Genomic DNA, 20,053 nt, shown 5'->3' on the forward strand with positions numbered 1-20,053 from the left:
GCAGTGTCGTCCTTTTTGTCAGCCTTTGACAGCGCCTGCCGTCATACCGGCAACGAAATAACGCTGCAAGAAGACATAAGCGATGACCATCGGTGCTGAAGCGATAATGACGCCTGTAAAGAGCATCGGGTAGTTGGTTGAGTATTCGCCCTGGAACTCCAGCAAAGCAAGCGGCAGGGTCTTGTAGGCGTTATCGGTGATGAACAGCAACGGATAGAGCAAGTCGTTCCAGTGCATCACAAACAGGAAAATGGCTGTAGCTGATAAGGAAGGCAGCGACAACGGAATCGCCACTTTGGTGTAGATTTTCCAGTTGCCGGCACCGTCTATGGTAGAAGCTTCAAATAATTCCCTTGGCAAGGTCTTCATGAATCCAGTCAGAATAAAGACTGCAATCGGCAACGTGGTAGCGATATTGACGAGAATGAGCCCCAGCAAACTATTGGTCAGGCTGAGATCAAGCATCAGCGAATAGAGCGGAATCATACTCACTTGTGCCGGTACCATCATGCCGAGTGTGAACAAAATGAACAAAAAATTGCCGAGCCAATTATTGAGGCGGGTGATGCCATAGGCAATCATCGAAGCAAAGAACAGCGTCAAAGACACCGAAAACAAGGTGACGATTGTGCTGTTCATAAAATAGCCGGCCATCGTCTGTTCCTGGAAAATCGCTGCATAATTCTCAAACTGAAGGCCGGACTCGGGCAACCCAAGTGGATTTCTAAAAGTTTCCTGAATCGTCTTCAAAGAAGTCAAAACGACGATCAGCAAAGGAACCAGAATCAGCAGCGCATAGATGAGTAAAGAAAATCTACGGAAGAACAAGCTGTTGTCCTCCTTTCTTAAAGCTTAGAAGATAAAACATTTACGCAGAATTTAGAAAAAGTTTCTCGGGCCATAAGCCACTCTGTTTGTGCGGCTGAAAACATGCCATTTCGCTGGTCTGTCTTATGTCCGTCAGAGCTACACGGGCGCTTCCGCTTTTCTATGTCCAGACTCCGGCAGCCAGCCCCTCGAGTCGCTTCAGTCTTACCAGCAATGGCAAAGAACGCCATTACCGGTAAGACTTCCAGCGCTTGTCGGAGGCCCCCAGGATGCGGGTCAGCTAACCGTTGCGACAGGAAGTCGCGTTCTTAGGTTAGCTTCTACTGACGGCTGCCTTCGCTTTTCTAGTAAGAAATCCTATCAGAACGCAATGCTTTAAATTGCAGGAACGTAATGATGGCGATGATGATCATGAAGATGACCGAGATCGCACTAGCGTAGCCGAATTGGTAACTTCTGAAGGCGATATCGAAAATGTAAGTAGCCACAATTTCAGTTGAATTATTAGGGCCGCCTCCGGTCATCGCAAAAACCAGGTCGAATGCTTTGAACGATTGGATGGTGGTGTAGGCCACAACAATCGTTGCAGAAGGAGCCAGCAACGGCCAAGTGACTTTGCGGAAAGTCTGCCATTTGGTGGCGCCTTCGATTTTTGCCACTTCGTAAAGTTCGTCCGGAATCGCCTGCAATCCTGCCACGAAAATGATGAGCATTTGCCCGGCGTGGAACCAAATTTGCGTAACTGCCAAGGAATAGATGGCGATATTTGAGTTGCCGAGCCAGTTTTGTGCTAGGAAATCAAGGCCGACGAGCTCCAGCGTCTGATTCAGGATGCCAAGGGAGGGGTCGTAGATGAACGACCAGATAAAGGCTACTGAAACGGACGACAGGATGGTCGGAAAGAAATACAGGGCACGCAAGAAAACCGTAGTCTTGTTATTTTTTAGGACAATCAAGGCGAATGCCAGTGCAACGAGCGTCTGGAAGACAACAACCACGAGCATGAATTTCAGGTTGTTTCCGATGGTTTTCCGGAAAATGGTATCTCCTGTAAAGGCGCGCTCGTAATTGTCGATTCCGACAAATTGGAAGCTCGAGCTTAGGCCATCCCAATCCGTAAACGAATAGAACAAGGCGCTGACTGTCGGATAAACAAAGAAAACTGCATATAGGAAAAGCCCGGGCAGAAAGAATAAGTAGATGGATTTAGAAATTTTCATCCCGTTATTCCCTGTTTTCGTCTACGAGCTGTTGTGCTTCTTCAGCAGCCGTCATCGGGTCTGCTCCACCCAGAACATTTTCGATCGAGCTGAGGACAGCCGCTTCGATTTGGGCATTGGTGATCAAGAAGCGCGGCTGGAATCGGGTTTTTCGTTCATCAATCCAATATGCAGTGTTTTTCAATACTTCAGATTCGTATTCAACATCGTTGACTGTCAGATGCTGGCCGGTTTCATTGGCATATTGGGAAGCAATTTCAGGCTGGCTTAAAAAATTGATAAACTCTTTTGCCTGTTCTTTTTTCTCCGATTTGCTGTTGACTGCCAACATGAAAGTTGCTGTATTGATGCCTTCATACACGGCTTCGCTTTCTTCCACAGTGATTGGCGCCATCAAGTCGAGCTGAAGGTCCGGGTTCAACCCAAGCAAGGCCGACATGTGATAAGAACCTGTAGCGAGCATAGCGGCTTCTTCATTGGCGACCATGGCCATCGCCGAATCCTGGCTGGTACCAAGTGCGTCCGCTTGAATATAGCCTTTTTGCTCAAGCAGCTGGAAATCTTCTAAAGTCTTGACCCACCATTCGTTGGTCAGGGATTCTTCACCGTTTTGAAGCTTTTCAAAAATATCTTCATCCGGTGCATTATTCATCATCATGCTGTTCATAAATTGGTTGGGGCCAATATCTGCTCCGGGAAACGCGATAGGTGTGATGTCGTTTTCCAAAAGAGTGTCGGCCATTTCCTGGAATTCAGTCCAGCTTTTCGGCACTTCCAAGCCAAGCTCTTCAAACATGCCTTTATTGTAAACCGGCATATTGAAAACCAGCTGATAAGGAAGGGCGAATTGGGTGCCGTCTTTTTGTCCAACGCTGATCAGTTCTTCATCGAAATTGGAGACGAACTCCTCATCGCTTAAATCTTCGAATAACCCTGCACTGGCAATAGCTTCAAATTGAGCGCCAGGGAAAGAGGTGAAGACGTCACCTGTTGAGCCGTCCTGTAATAGGCGCTGTCCCGTAGCCTGATATTGCTCGGATGGATAAATCGTCATCTCTACAGTAATATTAGGGTTTTCGTCTTCGAACTGGGCAATGATATCATCCAATACTGCTTTATCTTCGCCTCTCCAATGGATAAAGCTGATCTGGGTGCTGTCTTCGCCACTTTCATTGCTGGTATCGCTGGTGCTTTCACCTGCACATCCTGCAAGCAACAAACTTAAAGATAAAACTCCTGATGACAACAATGCATACTTTTTCATCGTCCGTTCTCCTCCCTCTATTGTGAAAGTTGAAATGCTTACTTCATTTATACCCCAATCTATCCTGTAAATACAGAATTATCTAATTAAGGGCTGTTTTTAGTTGACAAAACCGGCTGGATTGCATAAGATAGGCACAACCTTTTTTGTACGGATTGCGGTTGAAGGCGTCGGGAGCGACTCCGCCGAATTCCAGTTGAGCAGAGTATAGCAGAGCTAAATCGATGAATAAGAAAAGTAGCGCAGATCAACCTCTCAAAGAGAGCCAGTGGCAGGTGGAAACTGGCGGGGTATCTGAGTGAATGGGCTTATGAGTGATTCTTTGAACAAGCAGTAGAAGAATCCGTCTTCCCCACGTTATCGGGGTTCAAGTGAAAGCTGTGTCAGCTTTAACATGAGGTGGTACCGCGGTCAATCCGTCCTCTGCAAGGAACAATCCTGTTCCTGCAGAGGGCTTTTTTGTTTTCAATTAAGGTAAACGCATTAAAAGTGGAAGCAGGGCAATCTCGCAGTCCATAAGATTGCCTGCGCTTTTCAGAAAAGGAGACGAGCCGAGATGAGTAAAAAGATGAAGAAGAGAAAGATCAATGGAGATTCTTTGACGCCGATTGCGGTGTTTAACCGTTTGGCAGGAGAACGCAAATGCCTGCTGGAAAGTTCATTGAAGACCAGTGTTACAGGACGTTATTCCTTTATTGGAGCAGATCCTTCAACCGGCTATATTGGCCACGGCCAAACTTTGAGGGAAATCGATTTTCACACAGGTGCCGAAACCATGCACCAAGGAAAGCCACTTGAGCTGATCAAAGGACTCATGCCCCGCTATGAAGCGGAAGTGGAGGGGCTGCCATTTACCGGTGGTGCTCTCGGCTATATTGGCTATGATGCCATTCAGGTATACGAACCGATCCAGGCGCCGAAAGAAGACAGCCTGCAAATGCCGGATATCCACTTGCAGGTCTATGAAACCATTGTGGTATTCGATCATGTAAAAAACGATGTGACCATTTTATCGTTTGAAGACAAGCTGGATGAAATTGAACAGCAATTGTCGGTGCCGGAACAATCGGCATCAACCGACCAGCAATCCCTGCAATTCAATTCCGGAACCACAGACGCCCAGTTCCGAGAACAAGTGAAACGGGCAAAAGACCATATCCGCAAAGGCGATGTTTTTCAGCTGGTCTTGTCACAGCGATTGTCAGCGAGCTATAAAGGCGATGCCTTTACGCTGTACCGTACATTGCGTAAGCAAAATCCATCTCCCTATCAATTCTTCATTGAGTTTGACGGTTACGCGGTCGTCGGCGCTTCGCCTGAGAGCCTATTGACGATCCGTGGCAGCCATATGGTGACCAACCCGATTGCCGGCACCCGCAAGCGCGGAAAAACGGCAGTTGAAGATGACCGCTTAGCCGAAGAACTGGCTGGTGATGAGAAAGAACAGGCCGAACATAAAATGCTGGTGGACCTCAGCCGCAACGATGTGGGCCGGGTCGCGCAAATTGGATCTGTGGAAGTGCCGAAGTACATGGTCATCGAGAAATACCAGCATGTTATGCACCTGGTTTCAGAAGTGACAGGGGAACTTGACAGAAAAATGCATCCACTCGATGCCTTGGTGTCCTGTTTGCCGGCTGGGACAGTCTCAGGAGCTCCCAAAGTGCGTGCGATGCAATTGATTCAGGAATTCGAGGAAGAGCGCAGAGGGGTCTATGGAGGAGCAATCGGCTACTTTGGCTTTAACGGAAATTTAGATGTCGCATTGGCGATCCGCACGTTCGTGGTCAAGGATGACATGGTCCATGTCCAAGCAGGAGCGGGCATCGTCTTTGATTCGGATCCGCAGGCTGAATACGAGGAAACGCTCCATAAAGCACGTTCACTGACGGAGGTGTTCGGATGATTCTCCTCATCGATCACTACGATTCATTTACTTATAATATTTATCAAGCTGTGGCTGCCATGGGAGTGGAAGTCGAAGTAGTGCGCTATGGTGTTTTGACACTTGATGAAATCAAAGCAAAAAATCCGGAAGCCATCATCTTATCGCCGGGGCCGGGCCATCCGCTGGAATTGCCGGAATCAATCGAATTGATTCAGCAGTTGCATCGGTCACTTCCAATTTTGGGTATCTGTTTGGGCCAGCAGCTGATTGGAGCGGCGTTTGGCGGAAAGGTTGTTCAGGCGCCTTTTATCCGCCATGGCAAAGTCTCACAAGTTTCACACAACCAGCAGGGATTGTTCAGATCCATGCCGTTGCCCTTGCCGGTCATGCGCTATCATTCGCTTGTATTGGAAAAGGAAAGTTTGGCAGGTTGCCTGGAGGTCCAATCACGCGCACTTGATGACGACACAATCATGGCCGTCAAGCATCGGGATTACCCGGTATTTGGGATCCAATTCCATCCCGAGTCCATCGGCACCCCGGATGGTGTGGAATTGATGAAGGAATTTGTTGCGCAGGTACGCCAAAAAGCAACCAGTAACCTATAGCATACAAAAACCCCCAAGCGCTGCAGCTTGGGGGTTCTGTTATGTCTTCATGAGTCACATTTATAAGCGGATCAATGGCATTGTGCAGCAGCGGAACGCACCGCCTGATTTGATGATCTCAGAAAAATCAACTTCAATCACATGAAATCCACGTGCCGTCAATTGTTTGTTGACCTGGTGGTTCTGTGGTTGGCTGAAGACTTTGCGGTCACCGATGGACAATACATTGGTGCCAAGCGCAAATTGCTCTTGTTCGTTGACCCGAATCAACGTATAACGTTCAGCGAGCATCTGGACCGTAGCCATATCGAGTGCCTCCGGGAAAATTAGAGCTTCTGTCGGCGACAAAACATTGAATACGCAATCAAGGTGCAGGTACTTCTCGTTGAAAGAAATAGGAATGACTTCGAAGTCCGGCAACTCTAGCTGCAGGTCGCGGATGGCTTTTTTGGAAGTCCGGCTGCTGACGCCCACAAACACAGTATCCCGGTCGATGATGACATCGCCGCCTTCAATGCGGTGGCCCGCCAATTGCTTGAAGCTGATTTCATGTGCTTCCATCCATTTCTGGAGTTCCTGTTCTTCTCCTTGGCGGATTTCAGAAGCCATTTCACTGATAAAGACGGCAGAGCCCAAAGTGAATCCGATATCCCGTGTAAATACCTGTTCAGGATACTTTTCGGAAGGCTCGATCAAATCCGTGTGAATGCCTTGATCCTTTAATGCCTGAATAAATGCATTATGCTGATGGAGTGCTTTATCCACGTTGATGTTTTCGTCCTTGTAACGTTTTTGGACATCATTGATGACATCTTTTATTTCCATATAGCGCGGCGGACAAAGCAGGACGTGCCGGAGCGGATCGTATTCACTTTGGCATTGTGCAGATGAATTTTCGATTATAGATGATGACATATTGGCTCCTCCAAAAAACATAGTTGTTAATCTGTATTCCTGTTTACTGGAAAATCAAAACATTTTTGCTTTAGCGTTAGGCAAAATCGTGAGAAAATAAAAGTGGTGAGGAGAGGAAGGGGATCAAGTGATGAAAATCATTCAACAAGAAGTGGCCGAAGATCGTGACTTTATCCGAAAAAAAGTCATTGAACACAATAATGCAAGTCTGCCAAAGGAAAAAACTTCTCCATTCGAACAAATAAGCTTTATCGTTCGCGATGAGTCAGAAGAAATCATTGGTGGATTGACGGCTACCGGCTTTTGGCGCCATCTGCATATCGATTTCCTTTGGGTGGACCCGGAAGTAAGAGGGCAGCGAATCGCCGCACAGCTGATGGCTAAAGCGGAGGATTATGCGCGAAGCAAAGGGCATCGCTTGATGATTGTTGATACATTGAGCTTTCAAGCTCCGGAGTTTTATAGAAAACAGGGCTTCACGGAATTTGGGGCAGTCAACGATTTCCCCGAAGGCCATAGCCACTATTTTTTCGAAAAATGGCTGGTGGAACCAACTGCCTAACAGTATGCAAAGAAAAAAACGGAAGCCCAAGGGCCTCCGTTTTCCTTATTGTTCTTGATAAAATACTTTGTCTACATTGTATTTGGCTTTTTCAGTGTTGATCAAATACGTTTCGTAGATATCGCGTTCCATTGGATCTTCAACGATCGAAATGGTGATGCGGTATACTTCTTCACGGTGATTTTTCAATGGTGATACCGAATCTTCAAAATGTTTTTTCACGCGTTGGCGAAGTTTGCGGGCTTTTCCGACAAACAACAATTCTCCGCTATGATTGAAAAATTGGATGATGCCGCCTTTATCACGTGGAATCTCGTGCAGATCGATAAAGCCGTATAGCGGTTTGATGACGGCTTCGTCTCCTGTAATTTCCTGTTTGCGCTGTGTAATCGTCACATCAGCTTTTGGTGGTTGGATATTAATCATGCTTATCACGTCCTCTATTATCGTATTGCCTATTTTAACACAAAAAAGAGCGGAAATCCATCCGCTCTTTTTTATCTGCCATTCTGGTCTTTCTTTAAATAGTGTTTAATTGGTCGCTTGCAGACTGATCGCCTTGCAGCACTTCAAATACTTTGTTGTAGGTGTTGCGGCGATCTAGGACATCGACCAATACATGGGCGACATCTGCTCGTGGAATCGATCTTCCTTCCATAGAAGAAAAGCCTTCAAGAGACACTTCGATCTTCTCGGACTTTTCTTCATCTGACAGCGCTCCGGGACGGACGATCGTATAATCCAAGTTGGTTGTCTGCAGAAGCTCATCCGCTGTGCGTTTTGCGACAAGATATGGTTTCATCGCTTCACCGCCGGCGTCAGGATCGTTCGAACCCATGGACCCCAACTGGACAAAACGTTTGACGCCTTTGTCCTGTGCATATTGAGCTGCTTTGACGGAACCCCATAAATCGATGGTCAAGGTTTTGTCAGCTCCTGTTGATGGGCCGGATCCTGCCGCGAAAATGACAGCATCTACGCCTTCGAAGGCATCGCTGAAGTCTTTTTCCAAATCTCCCAGCACTACCTTGGACGCACCAAGTTCCTTCAATTTATCTATTTGTTCTTCTTTACGGACCATAGCAGTCGCTTCGTGGTTTGACTCGGCTAATTCTTTGACAATGTTGCGGCCGACTTGACCGTTTGCTCCGATTACTAGTACGTTCATTCGATATCCACTCCTTTAATTGTCTCAACTCTTTTAAAGTTCCCTTATTGGAGTACATTAAACGTTTTTTCGTCATTGAACTGTCCAAAAGGGACCAGACAAGCTAGAATAGAAGAACGGAGGTGTTACAATGCAAATTACAGATTACGTATTTCACAAAATTAATGATCCTACAGGAATTATGGTGGGTGACCGCTACGAATTTTCGTTGAATGTTGAAGTGGATGAAGATGATGAACTATATACGGAAGGCGGTTTGGAACTGCGCGTCATTATTGCTGCAGAAGAAACCGGAGCCCGCATAGCACATTATAATTTTATCGATAAACAGACAAGAAGTGCATTGGAGTTCGGACTTGAAGACGAGGAAGAGGAAGAAATCCTCGCTTATTGTTCAGAAAAACTGGCATGACGAAAAAACATCCCACTCAATTTTGAGTGGGATGTTTTTGATTAGATTTTAACTTCAACTTCAGCAGTTTCTTTCAATTCTTCAATGCGGCTGAATACCGCTTCCTGAGTTTTTTGCTCTTTCAGGGACTGGCGGATTGTCGCTTCCATTTCTTTAAAAGCAGGAGCTTCTTGTTCAGAGGTCTCGACAAAGCCGTCATAAGCTTCTCTTACCTCCTCGTCAGTAACTTCAGCTGCTTCTACTTCTTTTGCAATATATTGTTCATACAGTAATTGTTCGCGAAGCTGGCCTTCCATATCGTCCAATGTGAATCCTGTTTGCTTCAAAGCATCACCCATCGCTTCTTCCGATTCAAACTGGCCTTTAAGGTCTTCCAAGCGTTCTTCAACTACTTTTTCATCAGCTTTATACCCTTTTTCTGCAGCATCCTGCAAGATCACTTTATTGCCCACCAATACAGCCAGTGCCTGCTCTTTTACAAGCTCGGCTGTTTCGCCCGATGTCCCGTGCCCTTGGGTTGCCAATGAAGTTTCCAGCTGGCGCGCCACACTGTTATAGACTTTTCCCAGGATTTCTTCTCCGTCGACAACAACCACAACTTCTTCTTTAGCTGGATATTCTATGGGAGATTCTCCTGGAGCCTCATCAGCCGTTTCCGGATTTTTGTTTTCTTCCGGTGCAGTTTCTTCTTTATCAGAACAGGCGCCCAATATCAGCAATAAAAGAACGGGAGCGAATGCGAATTTCATTTTCTTGAGCATGTTAAGTCTCCTTTTTCAACGTATTCTGTGTATCAGTAAACCATATTTCATTATATGGCACAAATAGTTAGTTAGCGGTGTTTAAATAATTCCGCAATTCTGTATAATGGAGAAGAGCAGCTGCCATCCCAGCGATGCGTTATAATAGCTGCAATGAAAAATCATGTACTTAAAACCCGCTAGCTACTTTAAAGTGAACCGAAAAGTGGCCAGATTTGGACATCTGGATAGTTTGTTCGGTTGATATGAAAGTGGATGGTGGTATAATTATGGGAATATATAAATAATGATGCATAACTTACATCTTTTGGAGGAATCCCTAATGACCAAATCAACTACTATTAAAGCACGTAAAACTTTAGACAAAATCCAGCCGTACTCGCCTGGAAAGCCTATTTGGGAAGTTCAGAAAGAATTAGGATTGGATCGTGTCATTAAATTGGCTTCCAATGAAAATCCGCTCGGCCCTTCTCCAAAAGCAGTAGCTGCCATCCAACAGGGATTGGCGGAATTGAATCGCTATCCTGATGCGGATGCCAGCGATTTGAAAAAGGCTATTGCCAAGGAGTTCCAAGTAAATCCTCAGCAAGTCATCCCGACAAATGGAGCAGACGAATTGATCACCTTGATTTCGGAAGCATTTCTTGAAGCAGGCGATGAAGTAATCGTTCCTTCGCCATCTTTCAGCGAATACGATTTTGGGGCACACATTATGGGTGCAACCGTGGTGCCGGTGGAATTTTCGAAAGGCTTCGAGTTCGATGTGGATGCAATGATTGCAGCTGTGACGGATAAGACCAAAATCATCTATGTTTGCACACCGAATAACCCGACAGGCACGTATATGTCCAAAGCAGATCTGGATAAATTGGTGGAAGCGATTGATGATGTATTAGTGGTCATTGATGCGGCTTACAGCCATTTTGCAGATGCTGTAGATTACACGAACGGCATCGAATACATAAATGCGGGCTACCCGGTGCTGACCCTGCAAACTTTCTCGAAAATTTATGGCATTGCCGGAGTGCGTGTCGGATTTGGGATTGCTTCCGAATCCATCATCCAGTCGATTTTAAAAGTGAAAGAGCCGTTTAACGTCAACACATTGGCTCAAATTGCAGCAACTGCTGCCATCGAAGACACGGAACATGTAACCACTTCACAGAATGCCAATAAAGCTGGCCGTGAACAATTGTACAAAGCCTTCAATGAATTAGGATTGCCGTATATCGAAAGCATGGCCAACTTTGTATTGGTGCAAATCGGTGAAAACGGTGAAAAACTCTACAAAGAGCTGATGGCGAAAGGTGTTATTGTCCGCCACGGAAAAATTTGGGGACTGCCTGATTACGTAAGGGTTTCTGTTGGAACGCAGGAAGAAAACCAATTCTTTATCGATACCTTAACAAGCTTAGTCGCTAAACAAGCTTAAAAAGGGGCTGTCCCATAAGTCTCTAAAATAAAACAGCCGGAGAGAAAGGCTTTCTCTCCGGCTGTTTTTTTGATGGGGGAATACGTTTTCTCAGAGCAGTTGGCTGATGAGAATGGAGGCGGCGACTCCAGCGGCAGAAGCCGTGCCCGCGGAACGCGTCCGCCGCAATGGACATCAGCCGGGTCTTTTGGGACAGCCCCTGTTTGTGGGCAAACTCTAAATGATGGAAACGCGTGTTTAAGGAAGAGGAAAAACGGGAATTTTTGGAGAAAATGACAGTAAGGGATGGATGCTATGCTTTATGATTGCGCAATAATAGGAGGGGGTCCTGCGGGGCTGAATGCAGCATTGGTACTAGGGAGATCCAGAAGAAAGACTTTGCTTTTTGATGATGACAACGGACGCAATCTGGTGACTCGGGAGTCGCACGGTTTTATTACACGGGATGGAATTGAGCCGGAAGAATTCAAGCGCCTTGGCCGAGAAGACATTGCCAAATACGATTGCGTTGAAATCAAAGAGCAGCGCATAGTGAGCGTTCATCGAATAACCGAAACCCATTATGAATTGGTTACAGAGAATGGAGATATATATCACAGCATCAAGATTATCATTGCAGCCGGTTTGAAAGAAGAGCAGCCGAATATACCGGATATAGAGAAATTTTATGGCACCAGTTTATTCAGCTGCCCGTACTGCGATGGATGGGAACTGCGCGATCAGCCGCTTGCCGTGATTGCGGACAAGCAAGTATTCGAATTGGCTAAAAAAATTTATACCTGGAGCCGGGACCTGATCGTCTTTACAAATGGAGAAGGGCGATTGGAAGAAGAAGACAAGCAAAAATTGCTTCGGAAAGGAATAAAAGTAGTGGAAGACATCATTGATGGACTGGAAGGCGATAATGGACAGTTACGCAGCGTCAGGCTTGAAGACGGTACATTGATTGATCGAGTGGGGGGATTTGTCACGCCTTTATGGAGCCATGCTACTCCATTTGCAAAGGAGCTGGGCTGCAAGCTAAGTGAACATGGCGGCATCTTAACGGATGGCTATGGGCGTACAAATGTCTGGAACGTTTACGCAGCTGGAGACGCCTCTTTAATCGTTCCTTCCCAGCTGGTGATTGCAGCGGGCGAAGGAAGTGCAGCTGCTATTGGCGTGAATGGGGATTTAGTGAACGAATACTTCGACACAGAGTAACAAGTTTAAGAGATCTTTATGAACTTTTGGAATGCTAAGTACTGGAGAATAAAAAGAGCCAGTGCAGTCAGGCACAAGTTCATGTAATACCATAGGCCGTTCCCAAAGAAATCCAATGGTGACGCAGTTGTTGGGCGCTGCATCAAGTAAAGGTAGTTGGAGTCGGTTAAAGGGTTGATATAAAACCCGATAAATGCTGCATAAACAAGAAGCAGTGCATAGACGGAAAAGACGGAGCGTAAGTGAATGGCAGTGGGATTGGATAATGCCAGAAACAGGCAAGCCCAAGGAATAGCGGTATGGTGGACAAAGAACTTCCAGAAGCGGAAATGTTGATAGTCATAAGGCAGTTCAGGGGTGATCAATGCTAAAAAGGCTGGAAGGATGCCAAGATAAAATGAGAGCTGTATCCATAAAGGCCGCATGGTCAACAAACCGATCATGGCTGTGATGGAAGCGATCCCGCACAAATGCAAAGGCATTTGTCCGCTGAAACTCCAGACGCCATTGGTGATTGCCCAATAATGGTAAGAGAATTCAGATGCAAAAAGAAGAACCAGCAATACCCACCGCAGTGATTGAAACAGCCGCTTTTTTTCTCTTAACAAAGCTCTGGCAGAAACAAGTGCGATTATCCCGATAACAGCAATCGCTAATGCCAGTAGGTGGCTCAAAGAAAATGGAACAAAAGAATAGACGGATGTCACGCCAAACCAAGTTTCCATAATAGCCCTCCTGGATAGAGAAGTTATTTTGCGATTAGTTTAGCATGCTGCTGGCCACCTGGTCCATTTTCTTAAGGACAAATAACCGTATGTTTTGCTTAAAACCCTCTCTATACGATAAACTTCAAGAAAAGGATCTGTAGGAGGAATGCCGGCTTGGACCAAACAAATTTATTGTCGTCCATCACTTACATCGACACGGAGCGCTCTATTGAGGCTGGCGAAATGAAAATCATCGAAACTGAATGCAATATCCATTTGTACGAAGATATACTGGTGACTTCTGCGACGAAATTTCAAGTTTCGAATGTATGGGACATTTCCTATAAATCATTTTCTGCTGAGACCAACTTACTGTATCTGCATACGCATCGGGGGGTCCTGACTTATAAAGTCTATACAGACCCGGATAAATTCGTGAAGACGTTTAAAAAACTGAAAAACGAGAATTACTAAAGAAGACAGGTTTTTCCTGTCTTCTTTTTCAACCTCAGAATGCTGAACAAAAGTATGGCTAGTTCTAGAGGAAGGGAGAAAAGAAAATGGAGGACACGATTAACATTGCGGATCAGTGGACGGATAAAGTAAATCAAAGAGACATTAATGGCGTACTGGACGTCTCAGATCCCCATATCGAATTGATTGGCCCAAGAGGCATCGCAGAAGGGCATGACATTTTGCGGCAATGGATCACGGAGTCCGGCATCAAGCTGGAAACTCAAGGGCATTATGCCAAAGGAAACGAAGTAATCTCCGTTCAGAGAGCGACCTGGGAAAACCAGAATGGCCACGTTACAATTTACACGTTCATGGAAATCAAAAACGGTAAAGTGCATCGTCTGGGCAGATACGACACCCTTGATGATGCATTGGGGCAATGCCAGTTGAATGAAGAAGATAAAATTAACTAATGGAAAGGACGGGGAATTTCCCCGTCCTTTTTTTAATATAAAATTCTTGCTAAAAAAATGGCGAAGGAAAGGGCATGGGAGCTAATTGGCAGATAAGGAATGCTGATTTACAAGCTGTCGGAAATGATCTGTCTGCTTAAAATTTGGCGGCAGCCAACGGAATTGATTTTTAAGTTTTCGGACTATTAAATAAAATTTTCTGAAAAACCATTGATTTTTCAAAAAAATTGAATTATACTTTCCTCAAACCACTTACTAAACCGGTTTAGTGCGAGGAGATACAATGAAAAAAATAACAATGCAAGACGTAGCTTTAAAAGCGGGAGTGTCTAAAAGCACTGTTTCCCAGTATATAAATAATCGTTTTGAGTTTATGGGGGCGTCGACAAAACTACGAGTTGAAGCCGCTATCAAAGACTTAGGTTATATTCCAAATCAGGTAGCGAAAAGTTTGAAACAGAAAAAAACCGGAACTATCGGAGTGATCGTAGCAAACATTCTGCACACGTTCTCAACTGAAATTATTCGCGCCATTGAAGACGAATGCGAAAGGAATGGATTTCACCTTTTCGTCTGTAATGCCGACGATCAGCCGGAAAAGGAACGGGCTTATATCGACATGCTGGTGGCAAAGCAAGTGGACGGCTTGATTATTTTTCCGACCAACGGCAATTACGATTATTACAAGCAATTAAAAAATGCAGAGTTCCCCATTGTCTTCGTCGACAGAATGATCAACGAAGCGATTTTTCCGACCTTGTTGCTCGATAATGAAAGCGCTTCAAGAATCGCTGTAGACCAATTGGTCAAAAAAGGGAAGAAGAAAGTAGGTTTGGTTTCCACTTCCATCACACAACATGTAACACCGCGGATTGAACGCATCAACGGGTACAAAAAAGCGATGGCAGAGTACGGACTCGAAATTGAAGAAGACTGGATTATCGCACAAGATAAACAGGAAATCGGCAATCGGCTCCAGCATTTGTGGGATTCCGCTAATCGGCCTGAAGCATTTTTTGCGACTAACGATTTGGCTTTGATTGAATTGCTGAAATTCATCAAGAAAAATGGACTGTCTATTCCAGCGGATATCGGTGTGATTGCTATCGATGATTCACCGTTTCTGGCAATTGCAACGCCGCCGATTTCTGTTATCAGGCAGCCGACTTTTGAAATTGGGCAAGATGCTGCACACACCCTTCTCGAATTGATTGGCAGCAAAGATTTTAAAGAAGAATATGAAGAGCGGCGTTATCTTCCAATTTTGGTTGAAAGAGAATCTGTATAAATTAAGGGAGGTGAGAGTTTGTCTAAACAATTTGGCGTATTAACAATTGGGGATGCCATGATTACCATGAATCCTTCTAGCACAGGGCCGATGAAATACGTAACACAGTTTGAACGCAAGGTTGGCGGTGCTGAAATGAACTTTGCCATTGGCTGTGCACGATTAGGTCTCAACAGCAAGTGGATCAGCAGGTTAGGCAAAGATGAATTCGGCCGGGTGATTTATAATTTTGCTCGCGGCGAAGGCGTTGATGTTTCGTCAGTGGATTTTGTAGAAGGCATACCGACATCAGTGAACTTTAAAGAAATTCATGCTGATGGATCGGGGAAAACATTTTATTACAGAGACCCTTCTCCCATTTCGTTTCTTTCAGAAGAAGACATCACGGAAGAATTATTCGAAGGCATCCACGTAGTTCATTTAACGGGGGTTTACTTAGCTCTCAGAGAACAGAATATGGCAATAGCCCAAAAAATTCTGGCTATCGCGAAACGAAAAGATATCCTCGTTTCTTTTGATCCCAATATCCGTTTGAAACTATGGACCATCGAGAAAGCGCGTGAAGCTTACGAAACCATTTTCTCGGACGTGGATATCCTGCTGACAGGACTGGATGAAATCCAGATGATTTCGGGGAAAGAAACGCTAGAAGAGTTAGTCGGGTATGCAGAGCGCTTTAAGATCCGGGATTTTGTCATTAAAGACGGAGATAAAGGATCGATGCTCTACAGAGAAGGGCGATGGATTAAAGCACCTGGATTTTCTGTAACACCTGTCGATACGGTAGGAGCAGGAGATGGCTTTGATGCAGGTTATATATACGGAACGCTGAATCAGTTCGACGAAGAATCCTTATTGCGCTTTGCCAATGGAGTTGGAGCTCTCGTCACTACAGTCACTGGAGATAATGAAGGCTTGCCGTATTTGGAGGAAGTCGAAAACTTAATCGGCAATATAAAATCCGTAGAACGATAGGAGGAAGTCCATGGCAACTGTAACGGTGGCTTTTACAGAAGTCCAACAGTTAATCGGAGAAAAACTTGTAAGTGCAGGCGTCAGTGAAGAACAAGCTGCCAAAATTGCTGCCATTCTTATCCACGCGGATTTGCGTGGCGTGAATTCGCATGGGGCATTGCGAACAGAACATTACATGAAACGGCTCAAGGCCGGCGGAATTAATCCAACACCCGATATTTCATTCAACAAGACTGGTCCAGTGACGGGTGTGGTTAATGGAGACGATGGTTTTGGGCATGTTGTGGCAGATATCGCCATGGACCATGCCATCGAGATGGCGAAAGAAAACGGAGTGGGCATGGTGACAGCCATGAACAGCAGCCATTGCGGAGCGCTCAGCTATTTTGTTCAAGAGGCGACTGAACAGCAGCTGATTGGCATCGCAATGACGCATACCGATAAAATTGTCGTCCCATTCGGAGGAAGAGAATCTTTCCTCGGAACGAACCCAATTGCATACGGTGTTCCCGCCAAAACTGAGAAACCATTCATTTTGGATATGGCCACATCAAATGTTGCTTTAGGGAAGATTCTTCAGCACAAAGAGGAAGGCAAGGCTATTCCGGAAGGCTGGGGAGTGGATAAAAATGGAGCAACGGTGACCGATCCTGCTGAAGTGGTTTCTTTGATGCCATTCGGGGGTCCGAAAGGCTCTGGTTTATCGATGATTGTAGATATTTTTTCTGGTCTGCTGGCAGGCATGGCATTTGGCCCTCATATTAATCCGATGTATGAGGAGTTGGAAAAGAAACGGAAATTGGGCCACTATTTCTGTGCAATCAATCCTTCTTTCTTTACAGATTCCGAAATCTTTTTGGAGCAGATGGATAAAATGATCCAAGAGATTCGAGAAGTTCCGGCTGCTGAAGGTTTCAGCCGTGTCCTGGTTCCGGGAGAAATTGAACAGGAAAACGAAGAGCGTAATCGGAAACAGGGAGTTCAGATTGCGGCAACTACTTATGAGTATTTGAAAAACCAATAAAAAACAAAGGGGAGAATAGAAATGAAAAAGAAATGGTTAACAGGTGTATTTGCATCGGTACTGGTATTGGGAGCTTGTGGATCAAATGATGGGGCAGAAGAAGGCGGCGGTTCGGGCGATACAATCGAGTGGAGATTCGGCCATTTAGCTGATGAAAATCACATCTGGCATCAAACCGCTTTGAAATTTGAAGAACTGGTGGAAGCAAATTCCGACGGCCAAATGGAAATCACTATTTATCCCAATAACTCACTTGGCGGCGAAACAGACACAATTAACTCTATTCAAGCTGGAACAGCTGACATGGTTATTTCAGGGGAAACTTTGCAAAACTGGGCTCCTAATGCCGCATTGATGGCAGTTCCTTACGCGTTCCGCGATCTGGATCATGTGAAGTCAGTGGTTGAAGGGGACATCGGTGAACAAATTAAACAAGAAATCAGTGATGAAGCAGGATTGACGGCTCTTTACTACCATACACGCGCTCCACGTAATTTAACATCAAACGAGCCAATTACTTCTCCTGATGACTTGAGCGGATTCAGCATGCGTGTGCCAAACGTTCCTTTGTTCCTGGATGTATGGCAGGCTGCTGGCGCTTCTCCTCAAGTAATGGATTTCAATGAAGTCTTTACAGGCTTGCAGCAAGGGGTAATCGATGGCCAGGAAAACCCGGTTGATTTGATTCAAAGTGGTGGATTGGCTGAAGTACAGGATTACGTAAACCGCACTGAACATGTCTATTCTTGGATCTACATCCTAGTAGGCAACGAGCAGTATAATGCATTGTCTGATGACTTGAAAAAAGTGGTTCAAGATGCTGCTGCAGAAGCTCAGGCTATGGGTGAAGAATTGTATGAAACTGAAATTTCGACAATTGAGCAGGAATTGACAGATGCCGGCATGGAATTTGTTGATGTCGATCAGGATGCTTTCCGCGAAGCCATGACACCGGCTGTCGAAGCTTCATTGTCTCCGGAGCAATTGGAATTGTACGAACAGATCCTTGCAGTTGAATAATATATAAGCATGGCATGTTTGGCTATAATGGCCGAATATGCCTTTCCATTAGGGAAGGAATGAATTCAGATGACAAATTTCCGGAAATTAATTGACGCCACACTCGCCTTTTTGACAGTGCTCAGCTTTGCTGGCGTTATCATTATTGTCACCATCCAGATTATTTCACGTTTTGCACCGTTTTCCTTCATCTGGACCGAAGAGCTGACGCGCTACCTTTTCTTATACGGCATTGCTTTCGGTGCCCCCTTGGCTTTAATGAGAAATGAATTTATCAATGTGGATATGATTCTCAACAGAATGCCCGATAACTTTCGGAGATACTACGAAATCATCATATATTTGGCCATCATCTTATTAAGTCTGGTAATGGTCGTTCAAGGATATAGTTTTACATTGTTAGGGGATAATCAACGATCGGCAACTATGCCTTTTCAAATGTCAGTTGTGCATGCTTCTCTATTGATCATGAGTGTATTCCTGGTGTTTTATGCAGTTTTGAAAATTATCGATTTGATCAAAAATAAACAGGATTACAGCCAGAACTTTGGAGAGGATGATTTCTAATGGCTACTTTACTTTTTGTATCCTTCATCGCATTAATTTTTCTGGGAGTTCCAGTGGCTTTTAGTCTTGGACTGGCTTCCTTTATCTATCTGATGTTGGCAGGTATCCCTCTCAACATCATTCCTCAACGGATGTTTGGAGGGCTCAACTCATTTGTTCTGCTTTGTATTCCAGGATTTATCCTGGCAGGCAACTTAATGAATGCGGGCGGCATAACCAATCGGATCATCAAGTTCGCCAACGACCTTTTTGGGCATATCCGTGGCGGTTTGGGACTTGCCAACGTCGGGGCTTCAATGGGCTTTGCAGGGATCTCGGGAACAGCACTTGCGGATACCGCAAGTATCGGTTCTATTCTAATACCTGCGATGAAAAAAGAAGGATACGGAGCAGGATTTTCCGCTGCTGTAACAGCTTCTTCTTCTACTGTGGGCCCTATTATTCCGCCTTCTTTGCCTATGATCATCGTAGGTACATTAGCTTCTCTATCCATTGGCGATCTATTTTTAGCTGGTGCACTTCCGGGCATTCTATTGGGGCTGGGGTTAATGATTCCGACGTATATTATTTCAGTAAAGCGGAACTATCCGAAAGGTGACCGTCAATCTATTAAAACCATTTGGAAAAGCTTCACTGGTGCTTTTTGGGCATTGCTGATGACATTCATCATTCTTTACGGAATTTTAGGCGGTTTCTTTACGCCGACAGAAGCTTCAATTATTGCTGTTCTTTATGCCTTTGTCATTGGTATTTTTGTCTATAAAGAATTGCCGATTAAAAAAATACCGGAAATTATGCTTTCTTCCATGACGGCGACAGCATCCATCATGTTGCTTGTCGGATTTGCCAACTTGTTTGGCTGGATTATGGTGCGCGAACAGATTCCGCAGCTGGTCGCGGAATCGATTCTTGGCATTTCAACGAATGCCATCATCGTTATTTTATTGATTAATTTGCTGTTGCTTTTTGTAGGTACGTTTATGGAAACAATTGCGGCATTGGTCATCCTATTCCCTGTGTTATTGCCGGTCGCACTGACAGTCGGAATGGATCCAATCCAATTTGGTGTCATGATGGTATTGAACTTGGTAATTGGCTTGGTGACGCCACCTGTAGGCGTCTGTCTCTTCGTCGCTTCCCAGATCGGGAAGGTATCCATTGGGAAAACAGCAAGGGAATTGGTGCCTTTCCTCGGAGTCAGTTTAGTCGTGCTTATGCTGGTCGCTTTTATACCGCAAATTACATTGTTCTTACCAAGTCTATTTGAATAGGTGGTTGTTAA

The 20,053-nt window shown here is 45.1% G+C and carries 22 protein-coding genes and 1 other annotated feature; of the genes, 14 read left to right on the plus strand and 8 right to left on the minus strand.

Annotated elements, in window-relative coordinates:
- Positions 1 to 18 precede the first annotated feature (18 nt).
- The 3 genes from H9630_RS09125 to H9630_RS09135 all read right to left on the minus strand — a co-directional run bounded on the left by H9630_RS09125 (position 19) and on the right by H9630_RS09135 (position 3,312).
- Positions 19 to 828, minus strand: a complete 810-nt coding sequence (locus H9630_RS09125) for a carbohydrate ABC transporter permease (protein ID WP_191715209.1) — start codon at positions 826 to 828, stop codon at positions 19 to 21.
- A gap of 344 nt (positions 829 to 1,172) precedes the next feature.
- Positions 1,173 to 2,048 (minus strand): carbohydrate ABC transporter permease, encoded by an 876-nt coding sequence (locus tag H9630_RS09130; protein WP_191715210.1) that lies wholly within the window; start codon positions 2,046 to 2,048, stop codon positions 1,173 to 1,175.
- A 4-nt stretch (positions 2,049 to 2,052) separates the two neighbouring features.
- Positions 2,053 to 3,312, minus strand: a complete 1,260-nt coding sequence (locus tag H9630_RS09135) for an ABC transporter substrate-binding protein (RefSeq protein WP_191715211.1) — start codon at positions 3,310 to 3,312, stop codon at positions 2,053 to 2,055.
- Between the two features lie 215 nt (positions 3,313 to 3,527).
- Positions 3,528 to 3,739 (plus strand) — a binding site (T-box leader).
- 129 nt (positions 3,740 to 3,868) lie between these two features.
- Here H9630_RS09135 and trpE point away from each other — a divergent pair.
- A complete protein-coding gene (gene trpE, locus H9630_RS09140; protein WP_191715212.1) occupies positions 3,869 to 5,218 on the plus strand; it encodes an anthranilate synthase component I in 1,350 nt (449 codons plus the stop codon).
- Complete coding sequence (locus tag H9630_RS09145; protein ID WP_191715213.1) at positions 5,215 to 5,808, plus strand: anthranilate synthase component II; 594 nt, start codon at positions 5,215 to 5,217, stop codon at positions 5,806 to 5,808. Before trpE ends, H9630_RS09145 begins: the two co-directional genes overlap by 4 nt.
- 60 nt (positions 5,809 to 5,868) lie before the next feature.
- Here H9630_RS09145 and H9630_RS09150 read toward each other — a convergent pair whose 3' ends face one another.
- Positions 5,869 to 6,723, minus strand: coding sequence for a dimethylarginine dimethylaminohydrolase family protein (locus tag H9630_RS09150; protein ID WP_191715214.1), 855 nt, complete (start codon positions 6,721 to 6,723; stop codon positions 5,869 to 5,871).
- Positions 6,724 to 6,853: 130 nt separating this feature from the next.
- Between H9630_RS09150 and H9630_RS09155 the strand changes: the two genes are divergently transcribed.
- Positions 6,854 to 7,285, plus strand: coding sequence for a GNAT family N-acetyltransferase (locus tag H9630_RS09155; RefSeq protein ID WP_191715215.1), 432 nt, complete (start codon positions 6,854 to 6,856; stop codon positions 7,283 to 7,285).
- A gap of 45 nt (positions 7,286 to 7,330) precedes the next feature.
- Here H9630_RS09155 and H9630_RS09160 read toward each other — a convergent pair whose 3' ends face one another.
- Positions 7,331 to 7,711, minus strand: a complete 381-nt coding sequence (locus H9630_RS09160) for a nucleotide excision repair endonuclease (RefSeq protein ID WP_191715216.1) — start codon at positions 7,709 to 7,711, stop codon at positions 7,331 to 7,333.
- A 94-nt stretch (positions 7,712 to 7,805) separates the two neighbouring features.
- Positions 7,806 to 8,453, minus strand: coding sequence for an SDR family oxidoreductase (locus H9630_RS09165; protein ID WP_191715217.1), 648 nt, complete (start codon positions 8,451 to 8,453; stop codon positions 7,806 to 7,808).
- Positions 8,454 to 8,583: 130 nt separating this feature from the next.
- On the opposite strand from H9630_RS09165, the gene H9630_RS09170 reads away from it, so the two are divergent.
- A complete protein-coding gene (locus H9630_RS09170; RefSeq protein ID WP_191715218.1) occupies positions 8,584 to 8,865 on the plus strand; it encodes a DUF6509 family protein in 282 nt (93 codons plus the stop codon).
- Between the two features lie 41 nt (positions 8,866 to 8,906).
- Here H9630_RS09170 and H9630_RS09175 read toward each other — a convergent pair whose 3' ends face one another.
- Positions 8,907 to 9,626 carry a SurA N-terminal domain-containing protein gene (locus H9630_RS09175; RefSeq protein WP_191715219.1) on the minus strand — a complete coding sequence of 240 codons (720 nt, stop codon included), beginning with the start codon at positions 9,624 to 9,626 and terminating at the stop codon, positions 8,907 to 8,909.
- Between the two features lie 322 nt (positions 9,627 to 9,948).
- Between H9630_RS09175 and hisC the strand changes: the two genes are divergently transcribed.
- A complete protein-coding gene (gene hisC / locus H9630_RS09180; RefSeq protein ID WP_191715220.1) occupies positions 9,949 to 11,058 on the plus strand; it encodes a histidinol-phosphate transaminase in 1,110 nt (369 codons plus the stop codon).
- 294 nt (positions 11,059 to 11,352) lie between these two features.
- The gene (locus H9630_RS09185; protein WP_191715221.1) at positions 11,353 to 12,261 is read left to right on the plus strand and encodes an NAD(P)/FAD-dependent oxidoreductase; all 909 of its coding nucleotides are present in this window, start codon (positions 11,353 to 11,355) and stop codon (positions 12,259 to 12,261) included.
- Between the two features lie 5 nt (positions 12,262 to 12,266).
- On the opposite strand, the gene H9630_RS09190 is transcribed toward H9630_RS09185, so the two are convergent.
- Positions 12,267 to 12,986, minus strand: coding sequence for a YwaF family protein (locus tag H9630_RS09190; protein ID WP_191715222.1), 720 nt, complete (start codon positions 12,984 to 12,986; stop codon positions 12,267 to 12,269).
- Between the two features lie 156 nt (positions 12,987 to 13,142).
- Here H9630_RS09190 and H9630_RS09195 point away from each other — a divergent pair, with 156 nt between their 5' ends.
- The 8 genes from H9630_RS09195 to H9630_RS09230 all read left to right on the plus strand — a co-directional run bounded on the left by H9630_RS09195 (position 13,143) and on the right by H9630_RS09230 (position 20,042).
- Complete coding sequence (locus H9630_RS09195; RefSeq protein ID WP_191715223.1) at positions 13,143 to 13,442, plus strand: hypothetical protein; 300 nt, start codon at positions 13,143 to 13,145, stop codon at positions 13,440 to 13,442.
- Positions 13,443 to 13,528: 86 nt separating this feature from the next.
- Positions 13,529 to 13,897 (plus strand): nuclear transport factor 2 family protein, encoded by a 369-nt coding sequence (locus H9630_RS09200; RefSeq protein WP_191715224.1) that lies wholly within the window; start codon positions 13,529 to 13,531, stop codon positions 13,895 to 13,897.
- A 283-nt stretch (positions 13,898 to 14,180) separates the two neighbouring features.
- Positions 14,181 to 15,185, plus strand: a complete 1,005-nt coding sequence (locus H9630_RS09205; RefSeq protein ID WP_191715225.1) for a LacI family DNA-binding transcriptional regulator — start codon at positions 14,181 to 14,183, stop codon at positions 15,183 to 15,185.
- An 18-nt stretch (positions 15,186 to 15,203) separates the two neighbouring features.
- A complete protein-coding gene (locus tag H9630_RS09210; RefSeq protein ID WP_191715226.1) occupies positions 15,204 to 16,160 on the plus strand; it encodes a sugar kinase in 957 nt (318 codons plus the stop codon).
- 10 nt (positions 16,161 to 16,170) lie between these two features.
- The gene (allD, locus tag H9630_RS09215; RefSeq protein ID WP_191715227.1) at positions 16,171 to 17,184 is read left to right on the plus strand and encodes an ureidoglycolate dehydrogenase; all 1,014 of its coding nucleotides are present in this window, start codon (positions 16,171 to 16,173) and stop codon (positions 17,182 to 17,184) included.
- A gap of 21 nt (positions 17,185 to 17,205) precedes the next feature.
- On the plus strand, positions 17,206 to 18,204 hold the full coding sequence (locus tag H9630_RS09220) for a TRAP transporter substrate-binding protein (protein WP_191715228.1): 999 nt from the start codon (positions 17,206 to 17,208) through the stop codon (positions 18,202 to 18,204).
- Between the two features lie 69 nt (positions 18,205 to 18,273).
- Positions 18,274 to 18,771, plus strand: coding sequence for a TRAP transporter small permease (locus H9630_RS09225; protein WP_191715229.1), 498 nt, complete (start codon positions 18,274 to 18,276; stop codon positions 18,769 to 18,771).
- Complete coding sequence (locus H9630_RS09230; protein WP_191715230.1) at positions 18,771 to 20,042, plus strand: TRAP transporter large permease; 1,272 nt, start codon at positions 18,771 to 18,773, stop codon at positions 20,040 to 20,042. Before H9630_RS09225 ends, H9630_RS09230 begins: the two co-directional genes overlap by 1 nt.
- Positions 20,043 to 20,053: the final 11 nt, after the last annotated feature.

It is taken from the genome of Planococcus wigleyi (genome assembly GCF_014836985.1).
Classification (GTDB): Bacteria; Bacillota; Bacilli; order Bacillales_A; family Planococcaceae; genus Planococcus; species Planococcus notacanthi.

Bases quoted from the DNA above. Each gene is read 5' to 3' on its own strand.
- H9630_RS09130 (WP_191715210.1), bottom strand. From the start codon at position 2,048: ATGAAAATTTCTAAATCCATCTACTTATTCTTTCTGCCCGGGCTTTTC.
- H9630_RS09135 (WP_191715211.1), bottom strand. From the start codon at position 3,312: ATGAAAAAGTATGCATTGTTGTCATCAGGAGTTTTATCTTTAAGTTTG.
- trpE (WP_191715212.1), top strand. From the start codon at position 3,869: ATGAGTAAAAAGATGAAGAAGAGAAAGATCAATGGAGATTCTTTGACG.
- H9630_RS09145 (WP_191715213.1), top strand. From the start codon at position 5,215: ATGATTCTCCTCATCGATCACTACGATTCATTTACTTATAATATTTAT.
- H9630_RS09150 (WP_191715214.1), bottom strand. From the start codon at position 6,723: ATGTCATCATCTATAATCGAAAATTCATCTGCACAATGCCAAAGTGAA.
- H9630_RS09155 (WP_191715215.1), top strand. From the start codon at position 6,854: ATGAAAATCATTCAACAAGAAGTGGCCGAAGATCGTGACTTTATCCGA.
- H9630_RS09160 (WP_191715216.1), bottom strand. From the start codon at position 7,711: ATGATTAATATCCAACCACCAAAAGCTGATGTGACGATTACACAGCGC.
- H9630_RS09165 (WP_191715217.1), bottom strand. From the start codon at position 8,453: ATGAACGTACTAGTAATCGGAGCAAACGGTCAAGTCGGCCGCAACATT.
- H9630_RS09170 (WP_191715218.1), top strand. From the start codon at position 8,584: ATGCAAATTACAGATTACGTATTTCACAAAATTAATGATCCTACAGGA.
- H9630_RS09175 (WP_191715219.1), bottom strand. From the start codon at position 9,626: ATGCTCAAGAAAATGAAATTCGCATTCGCTCCCGTTCTTTTATTGCTG.
- hisC (WP_191715220.1), top strand. From the start codon at position 9,949: ATGACCAAATCAACTACTATTAAAGCACGTAAAACTTTAGACAAAATC.
- H9630_RS09185 (WP_191715221.1), top strand. From the start codon at position 11,353: ATGCTTTATGATTGCGCAATAATAGGAGGGGGTCCTGCGGGGCTGAAT.
- H9630_RS09190 (WP_191715222.1), bottom strand. From the start codon at position 12,986: ATGGAAACTTGGTTTGGCGTGACATCCGTCTATTCTTTTGTTCCATTT.
- H9630_RS09200 (WP_191715224.1), top strand. From the start codon at position 13,529: ATGGAGGACACGATTAACATTGCGGATCAGTGGACGGATAAAGTAAAT.
- H9630_RS09205 (WP_191715225.1), top strand. From the start codon at position 14,181: ATGAAAAAAATAACAATGCAAGACGTAGCTTTAAAAGCGGGAGTGTCT.
- allD (WP_191715227.1), top strand. From the start codon at position 16,171: ATGGCAACTGTAACGGTGGCTTTTACAGAAGTCCAACAGTTAATCGGA.
- H9630_RS09220 (WP_191715228.1), top strand. From the start codon at position 17,206: ATGAAAAAGAAATGGTTAACAGGTGTATTTGCATCGGTACTGGTATTG.
- H9630_RS09225 (WP_191715229.1), top strand. From the start codon at position 18,274: ATGACAAATTTCCGGAAATTAATTGACGCCACACTCGCCTTTTTGACA.
- H9630_RS09230 (WP_191715230.1), top strand. From the start codon at position 18,771: ATGGCTACTTTACTTTTTGTATCCTTCATCGCATTAATTTTTCTGGGA.